Annotated in this window: 7 protein-coding genes, 2 tRNA genes and 1 pseudogene; 6 read left to right on the top strand and 4 right to left on the bottom strand. The window is 39.7% G+C overall.

What is annotated here, in order from left to right; genetic code table 11:
* Both AC1DND_RS16485 and AC1DND_RS16480 read left to right on the top strand, forming a co-directional pair.
* The coding region (locus tag AC1DND_RS16485) for a TlpA family protein disulfide reductase (RefSeq protein WP_477583224.1) at nt 1–357 on the top strand (357 nt) is incomplete at its 5' end.
* A gap of 79 nt (nt 358–436) precedes the next feature.
* Entirely contained in the window at nt 437–742 is a 306-nt protein-coding gene (locus AC1DND_RS16480; protein ID WP_477583223.1) for a hypothetical protein, read from the top strand.
* Between the two features lie 96 nt (nt 743–838).
* Here AC1DND_RS16480 and AC1DND_RS16475 read toward each other — a convergent pair whose 3' ends face one another.
* The 4 genes from AC1DND_RS16475 to AC1DND_RS16460 form a co-directional block, all read right to left on the bottom strand.
* Nucleotides 839–1,918 carry a sensor histidine kinase gene (locus tag AC1DND_RS16475; protein ID WP_477583221.1) on the bottom strand — a complete coding sequence of 360 codons (1,080 nt, stop codon included), beginning with the start codon at nt 1,916–1,918 and terminating at the stop codon, nt 839–841.
* A 255-nt stretch (nt 1,919–2,173) separates the two neighbouring features.
* Nucleotides 2,174–2,247, bottom strand: a tRNA-Pro gene (locus AC1DND_RS16470).
* Between the two features lie 100 nt (nt 2,248–2,347).
* A tRNA-Ser gene (locus AC1DND_RS16465) sits at nt 2,348–2,434 on the bottom strand.
* An 82-nt stretch (nt 2,435–2,516) separates the two neighbouring features.
* A complete protein-coding gene (locus AC1DND_RS16460; protein ID WP_157280269.1) occupies nt 2,517–4,523 on the bottom strand; it encodes an HD family phosphohydrolase in 2,007 nt (668 codons plus the stop codon).
* A gap of 190 nt (nt 4,524–4,713) precedes the next feature.
* Between AC1DND_RS16460 and AC1DND_RS16455 the strand changes: the two genes are divergently transcribed.
* The 4 genes and pseudogenes from AC1DND_RS16455 to AC1DND_RS16440 form a co-directional block, all read left to right on the top strand.
* On the top strand, nt 4,714–5,544 hold the full coding sequence (locus AC1DND_RS16455; RefSeq protein WP_477583219.1) for an SPFH domain-containing protein: 831 nt from the start codon (nt 4,714–4,716) through the stop codon (nt 5,542–5,544).
* Nucleotides 5,545–5,680: 136 nt separating this feature from the next.
* The gene (locus AC1DND_RS16450) at nt 5,681–5,848 is read left to right on the top strand and encodes a type II toxin-antitoxin system antitoxin (protein WP_086545783.1); all 168 of its coding nucleotides are present in this window, start codon (nt 5,681–5,683) and stop codon (nt 5,846–5,848) included.
* A gap of 565 nt (nt 5,849–6,413) precedes the next feature.
* Nucleotides 6,414–7,589: an acetyl-CoA C-acyltransferase gene (locus AC1DND_RS16445; RefSeq protein WP_477583217.1), complete on the top strand. Its 1,176-nt coding sequence runs from the start codon at nt 6,414–6,416 to the stop codon at nt 7,587–7,589.
* Between the two features lie 76 nt (nt 7,590–7,665).
* Nucleotides 7,666–8,242, top strand: a pseudogene (locus AC1DND_RS16440) (hypothetical protein); the annotation flags it as partial.

The following is an 8,242-nucleotide window of genomic DNA, read 5'->3' as shown; positions in this document are numbered from 1 at the left end:
GGCCATAGATACAACAACCAAAATACCAAGGGAAAAATTTTGGTAATGAAATTCTGGTTTATAGGCTGTATTGCCTGTGTACAAGAAATGCCTGAAGTGAACAAAATCGTTGATCGATACCAGGATCGTAAGGACATTCTTTTTGTTAGTCTTGCATCTAACAAAGTCGAACCATTAAAGAAATTCCTTAATAAGGTAACATTCAAATATCAAACTGTAGCAAACGCCGATCATTATATGGTTGATTCTATCGGCACCAGGGTATTCCCTTCACATTTGATTATTGGCAGGGATGGAAAGATCAGGAAATTTACGCTACAATATGCTGAGGTTGATAAGCTGTTGAAAACTCTTTAGCTATGAAATAATAGAAACCCCTTCCCTTTTAAAAACAAGCGTTACCCTGGGATTGTTATATATAAAACATGAAACCCTTATGGACAACTTTACCGTAACCCTTAGTCCCAATCATAAGTGCCATTTCCAGGTTGAACAGCACCCGCATCACGTTACTGGTGGCTGTAAATACAAAATCTACCAGGACGGGAAATTTGTGGCCAGTCTGGAGCCCGACAGCCGGGATTTTTTGCATGTATGCCAGAACCCGGCAGCTATTGAGCTGGAGATCCTGCATATGTTAGCAGAACAGATCGAACTTGTGCATCCTGGCACGGCTCATTTGGAAGAACTTCAAAATATTGAACTTGACAGCGATGATGAGCTGGAAGCACCACCGCAATAGCTGTCTTAATATTGTTTAAGAAGGATAAAGGTAGGCGGCCCAGTAAGTGATTAGAATATGGCTAACACCCAAAGAATAATGGCGCCTGACAAAAGATTAACCTTTAATTTTCAGATAAACAGTAAATATTGAACCTTCTCCCAATTTACTATCAACGGTAATCCTTCCACCAGAAGCACCTACAATTTCCTTAACCAGGTAAAGCCCGATCCCTGAGCCGTCACCGGACTGGGAAATCCGTTGGTATTTCCCGAAAATACCCGTTAAGTTATTTTCACTAATCCCAATTCCGTTGTCTTTTACGGCAATTACCATAAAATCCCCTTCCTGATGGGTTTTGATCAAAATTTCCGGATTCCTTTCGCTTGACCTATATTTTATGGCATTATTGACCAGGTTATAGATTATGCTACGCAGTTTACGGCGGATATATAAGATTTCTGAAAAACCGATATCAGTCTTTATCTTTGCAGACGATTCATTTATCTGCGGTGCAAGCGTGAGCCTGATATCTTCCAGGATATGCTCAAAATCCAACAGTTCCTCCACCGCTTTATAACGGTGCTCTTGTTCACGGGAATCGGTTAAGTCATGGATTATCTGTTGCATTTTGGTCAGGCTGTTCTCCACCTTTTCCAAAAGCACTGGAAACCGTTCCATATCTTTCTCTGGTAGTTTTCTAAGCATCTCGATCGTAAGTGCCAGACTGGTGAGCGGTGTTTTTATATCATGCGAGATAGTATCCAAAAGCAGTTCATGCTCAGCAATCAGTTTTTCCTGTTCTTTTAAATCGCGTATGCGCATGGTGATCTCCACAAAAGTGATGATCACGCCATTTGTTTTCTTGTCACGCTGAACGATATACGGAAGAATGTTCATCTGATACCAACGCAGGTCTGTGGTCTGAATTTCCTTTTCCAGAATCTCCCCGCTGTCGATAACATGCTGAATATTCTCGATAATAGTCGGAAAACGAAAATTTTCTTTGATATCTGCGATAGGTCTGCCCACATCGGCGAGTTTTAGGCTGAACTGGCGCATGGCCGGTGGCGTGAACTTTCTCAGTATTAGATGTGCATCGACAAACAGCTGGGGAATGATCGTATTTCTGAAATAGTTTTCCAGTTCTTCATTAAGTTTGATAAGCGTGCTGATCTGCTCGGCTTTGTTCTGCATGCGTATGGCCTACAGGGTGAGTCCGGATCGGCATTGCAAGATAGACAATAAATGCATATCTATCGCCACAATCACACAGCCTACCATACACCAATCTGAACCAAACCTGGTCAGTTCTTTTGGCAGCAAAAAATTTGGGTACAGATTTGGGTTAAAAACGGTTGGTATCATTATCCCATTCCAACCCAATAAAAAACAAAACCCTCTAAACACTTGATTTAGAGGGTTTTTGATGGATTATACATCCTGTTTTCGTCGGGATGGCAGGATTCGAACCTACGACCTCCTGCTCCCAAAGCAGGCGCGATACCGGGCTACGCTACATCCCGAACTTGGTATCTTCTTTTTTATTTCCCTTTTTCGAAGGGATTGCAAAGAAACGGTTTTAAATTGATAATTCCATTTATTTTTGCAAATTTTTATTTTCTGCGGAGAGGGCGGGATTCGAACCCGCGGTACCGTTACCAGTACGACAGTTTAGCAAACTGTTCCTTTCGGCCACTCAGGCACCTCTCCTTTTCGACCTCTATTTTCCGCCCTACCGGCGTTGTTTTGAGGTCTGCAAATATAGTAAAACAAGTTATCCAACAAAAAAAAATTACAAAATTTGTTGATAATCTATACGCACATGATAGATACTCATAAGCATCGTCTTGAATATCAATTTGATAGTCTCAATATCTTTTAACGTTAAATCGCAATCATCTAACTGATTTTGCTCTAATTTGTAGTTAATTATCCTTTCAACGATGTCATTTATATTCTGAGCATCGGGATTTTTCAGACTTCTTGAGGCAGCTTCGACCGAATCTGCGAGCATTAGCACACCAGTTTCTTTGCTAAAAGGTATTGGTCCGGGGTAGCGAAAAATGTTTTCGTCGACAAATTTTTCAGGTGTATTTTTCAAAAAAGACTGATAAAAATAATCAACCCGGGTATTGCCGTGGTGTGTTCTGATAAAATCGATAATCGCTTCAGGAATCTGGTTCTTCCTTAAAATCTCAATTCCTTTATGCACATGCTGAATAATAATCTGCGCACTTTGCTCATATGGCAGTTTATCGTGCGGACTAACAGCGGTATTCTGATTCTCGATAAAATATTGTGGATTGTCTACTTTACCAATATCATGATATAAAGCACCTGCCCTTACCAGCACCGAATTGCCCCCTATTTTAAATATCGCGGCCTCTGCAAGGTTTGCCACCTGTAAAGAGTGCTGAAACGTTCCAGGCGCTTTAAAGGCAAGTTCCCTTAAGAGTTTATTATTAGTATTGGTGAGCTCAATTAAGGCTACATCAGATGTGATACCAAAAATACGTTCAAACAGATAAATTAAGGGGTAAGCTAAAAGAGATAAAAGTACACTAAAAACAAAAGGAATAAAATTCATCCATTCTATTTCGCGGAAAGATCCTTCACGAAGCAGGGCAATACCTATAAAAGAAACAAAATAAGCCAAAAGAATAAATAAGGCCGAAACCAGGAATCTTTCGCGCTTAACAAAGTTTTTTATACTAAATATGGCAACCATGCCCGCAGTAACCTGATAAAACACAAACTCGAAACTATTGGCCACAAAAAAACCAGCAATTAAAATTACCAGCATATGGAGGTAAAGCGCCAAACGGGTATCGAACAGGATCCTAATGATAATGGGCACCACACAGAACGGAATGTAGTACAAACTTGGGATTTCCATTTTAATGGCCCAGGTTAATGCCAATAACATCCCCGTGGTAACAATCAGGATTAAGGAAAGCTGGCGGTTATCGGCAAAAATATCCTTCCGGAAAAGAAAAAGGAACGACATTAAAATGGCAAGTATAAAACCAACCAATATTACCTGCCCCAAATAAACCAATGCCCTGCTCCCTATTGTTTTGCTTTGTGCATCGTAAGTTGCTTTATAAGATTCCAGTTTCTGATAAATTTCTTCATCAATAACATCATTCTTCGCTACAATAAGCTCTCCCTTTTGCACCATACCCTTGGTAGTAGAGATATTGTTAACCGTATTGTCCTGTATGGTTTGGGTTAGCCGCTCATCAAATACAATGTTCGGGGTAATATGATCAATGGCGAGGTTTGCAACCAGATCGCCCATAACCTGATTGGGGGCTTTAAAATTATCTTTAAAAAACTTCAAGGCCGATTCTGCAGTAAAAACATCCTGTGTATTCTTTTCCTGGGCAACATTGTTTTCAAGTAAAGAAAAGTCATAGTTCTTCCCTCCTGCCTGATGTTTTACATTTAAACCAATAATCCCTTTCTCGTAAATGTTCTGCAGCAATTTATAGGAAGCGCTTTTATATACGTCCTTGTCTTTTTCGTTAAGTTGCTTAGATTTCCATTTCACATCAAACTCATTGGCAAACTCTTCCAAAGCATTTGCCGTAATGCCCCTATCGAATTGATAAACAGGCAAAATATCTTTTAGCGCATTCTTTTTATCGGCACTAACCTGTGGGTTGGTTTTTAAAATAGCAAAACTGAAGGGAGAAATCAGGTCCTTGTTTTTCCATACTGCATTTTTTTCAAACTCATACCTAAACCGGGGCTGCTTGGGCAGGAATAACGTAATAATGAAAACGGTAAATATCATCATCACATATTTTAGGTTTGATGAATACTTCCGGTAAAGGATTTTGTGTGAATTTCTCTTGATTTTAGCCAAAACGATGTAATTATTGTATTGTCAAAAATAGCATTTTTATCTAATATACATTTTACAGGTTTTGTTTGCAATTACCAGATTTTATATTTTACTTTATGATATCAAATTAATATCAATTATGTATCAAGAAAAAATTATTAATCCGCCATCGGGCTACCTGACATTCGCACTATGCATCGCATTGCTGGGCGCTTCTATTTTCTGTTTTGTTTCAGAAATTTTTCTCTGGGGAGGAATTTTACTGGCCATAGATATATTTTTAATATTCCCGGGCTTTTTAATCATCAACCCCAACCAATCAATGGTGCTCACCCTTTTCGGAAAATATATCGGGACAGTAAAAGCCGATGGATTTTTCTGGGTAAATCCCCTAACTGCTAAAAGACGTTTATCGTTAAAAGCAAACAATTTAAACGGGCAGCAGTTAAAGGTTAACGATAAACTGGGCAACCCGATCGAAATTGCTGCTGTGGTGGTTTGGAAAGTAAACGAAACGGCCAAAGCCGTTTTCTCTGTAGAAAACTACATGCAATATGTAAACATTCAAAGTGAAGCTGCTGTAAGGCATTTGGCCAACATTTTTCCTTATGATCATGCTGAGGGCGAAGAAACCAGCATCACTTTAAAAGATGGTGCTGATAAAGTAAGTGAACTTTTAGAAAACGAACTGAACGAACGTTTATCGAGAGCAGGTATTGAAGTTTTAGAAGCCAGAATTTCGCATTTGGCTTATGCGCCAGAAATTGCCAGTGCCATGTTGCAGCGTCAACAGGCCACTGCAGTTATTGCAGCCCGTAAATTAATTGTTGAAGGCGCTGTGGGCATGGTAGAAATGGCTTTAGAGAAATTATCTCAAAAAGGAATTGTTGAGCTGGATGAAGAGCGTAAAGCAGCTATGGTAAGCAATTTACTGGTTGTTTTAAATTTAACGACAAGGCCTATATCCTAAACGATAAAGATAAAGGTTTACAGATTGAATTTAAAAACGGCAAAAAGCTATTGTTTAGCAGTAATAAAATAGATGAACTGCAAATGTTCCTTATTAATTTAAAAACGAGATATAATATACAAGCAATACAATAAGAATGGCGGAGAAAGATAAAAAAGCTTTTGTATTAAGAATTAGTCCTGCTTTATTAAAAGAAGTAGAAACCTGGGCTGCCGATGAGTTTAGAAGTACGAACGGGCAGATCGAGTTTTTACTTACACAGGCTATAAAATCGAGAAAAAAGGGAAAAGCAAAAGAAGAATAAAAGCAAGACTTCCGAAGTTTTCAAGCCCAGAGCGTAGCCAACTGCAAATCGCCAACTAAAAACTGTAAAACTGATCTGGGCGTTACCCAAGCTACGCAAGGGTCGGGCTTTTCAGGGCTGCGCTTCGCTCCGGTGCCGATGAAGATCGGCACTGAACCCTTACAATCCCTAACGCAAAACCCAGCGTTTTAAATTAAACCTCGCAGGTTTTAAAAACCTGCGAGGTTTTTATTTTTGTCCCAAGCAGCACCACCCCAAGTAATTTAAACCTGATGGAAGCGGCAGCTCCCGACTTCACGTCGGGACTACAGCGAACAGCAGGACTGAACACCCCTAAGTATCACTACAGCACCTTTCCAAAAACCCATTAAAACTTATTATTTTCGAATAGGCTAAAATCATTTTCTAAACGTTATTTTTAAACCTCGCAGGTTTTGGAACGGCGTTAGCCCTCAATGAGGCTAATGAAGACATCAGAAACCCCGAATTAAACTTGCGAGGTTTGTTTAATATTTAAAATGCATAACTTAGCGGCCTAACCAAAAATTCATAAAATTTAGTTTACATGAAAGAAGTTGTAATTGTATCAGCTGTGCGAACGCCTATTGGCAGTTTTGGAGGCTCATTAGCTCAATTTTCTGCTACTCAACTTGGCGGCTTTGCCATTAAGGCTGCTATTGAAAAAGCTGGCTTAAAACCAGAACATATCCAAGAAATATATATGGGTAATGTTTTATCTGCAAACCTAGGGCAAGCGCCAGCTACACAAGCTGCAAAATTTGCCGGTTTACCAGATTTACCTGCCACTACAATAAATAAAGTATGCGCTTCGGGCACAAAAGCAATTATGCTTGCCGCGCAAAGCATTGCAAATGGCGATAATGAAATTATTGTAGCAGGTGGCATGGAAAGCATGAGTAATGTCCCCTATTACCTCGATAAGGCAAGAAATGGCTATCGCTTAGGCCATGGGCAAATTACAGATGGCTTGGTAAAAGATGGACTATGGGATGTTTATAACGATTACCATATGGGCGCTGCCGCCGAACTTTGCGCAACAGCATGTAACATCAGCCGCGAAGCGCAGGATGATTTTGCAATAGAATCGTACAAAAGAGCACAGGCAGCACAAACTTCGGGCAAATTTGCCGGCGAAATTGTAGCTGTAGAAGTGAAAGACCGCAAAGGCGAAATTACCCTGGTTGATACCGATGATGAACCAACAGCCGTTAAATTTGACAAAATACCTTCATTAAAACCTGTTTTCAAAAAAGATGGAACAGTAACTGCAGCAAATGCATCTACCTTAAATGATGGCGCAGCGGCATTGGTTTTAATGAGTGCCAATAAGGCAAAAGAACTGGGCTTAACACCTTTGGCCAAAATATTAGGCTATGCTGATGCACAACAAGCACCGGAGTGTTTTACAACTGCACCTTCAAAAGCAATTCCATTGGCTTTACAAAAGGCACATATCGACATTAAGCATGTTGACTTTTTCGAAATTAACGAAGCTTTTTCTGTAGTTTCCATTGCGAACAATCAACTTTTAGAACTAAACGACAGCCAGGTTAACGTTAATGGTGGCGCCGTTTCATTAGGTCACCCACTTGGTGCATCCGGCGCAAGAATTGTAGTTACCTTACTTTCGGTTTTGGCACAGAACGACGGAAAAATAGGCGTTGCCGGAATCTGTAATGGTGGTGGTGGCGCAAGTGCGCTTGTTATCGAGAAATTATAAATTTTTGGTTTTGCAAAATCCTTGCGCATTTGATCGTATGAAACTTATCAGATTTTATATCCTTTTAATCTTTGGAATGCTAAGCTTTAGCTTAAAAGCACAGCAGGCACCAAATAAATTAGAAGTTTTTCAAGATACACTGATTAAAATATCGGCAAGGGTTATTGCAGCTCAAAGCGATGCACAAAAATTAGAAATAAATGGCAATTTTGTAAAAACTTTGGTAGAAGCCTTAAAAGCCCCCAATTCTTTTTCTTATCCATTCGATTCGCTTAAAAACGTATCGGTAATTAAATCATCCGATCAGGATTTTAGGATTTTGAGTTGGTATGTACTACTCCAAAACGGTACATACCGCTATTATGGCGCCATCCAAATGAATACCAAAAGCGGCCCTTTGAAACTTTATCCCCTGATCGATAATACCCAAAATTTAGCCGACCCGAATAGCATTACCAATAACCAAAAATGGTTTGGTGCCAGGTATTATGAAATTGTTCCGGTAACCAGTGGAAACCGCTTGCCCTATTATGTACTTTTAGGCTGGAAAGGAAATACACCATTTACCACTAAAAAGGTAATCGACATCCTTTCTTTCGATAAAGATAATCTCACTTTTGGTGCCCCGGTTTTTGATGGAAAAGAACTAAAAG

The organism is Pedobacter sp. 01N416, from assembly GCF_056399685.1.
Note: the sequence above shows the minus strand (reverse complement) of the source record. Positions and strands in the feature narration are given on the sequence as shown.

Bases quoted from the DNA above. Each gene is read 5' to 3' on its own strand.
- AC1DND_RS16480 (WP_477583223.1), top strand. From the start codon at position 437: ATGGACAACTTTACCGTAACCCTTAGTCCCAATCATAAGTGCCATTTC.
- AC1DND_RS16475 (WP_477583221.1), bottom strand. From the start codon at position 1,918: ATGCAGAACAAAGCCGAGCAGATCAGCACGCTTATCAAACTTAATGAA.
- AC1DND_RS16460 (WP_157280269.1), bottom strand. From the start codon at position 4,523: ATGATATTTACCGTTTTCATTATTACGTTATTCCTGCCCAAGCAGCCC.
- AC1DND_RS16455 (WP_477583219.1), top strand. From the start codon at position 4,714: ATGTATCAAGAAAAAATTATTAATCCGCCATCGGGCTACCTGACATTC.
- AC1DND_RS16450 (WP_086545783.1), top strand. From the start codon at position 5,681: ATGGCGGAGAAAGATAAAAAAGCTTTTGTATTAAGAATTAGTCCTGCT.
- AC1DND_RS16445 (WP_477583217.1), top strand. From the start codon at position 6,414: ATGAAAGAAGTTGTAATTGTATCAGCTGTGCGAACGCCTATTGGCAGT.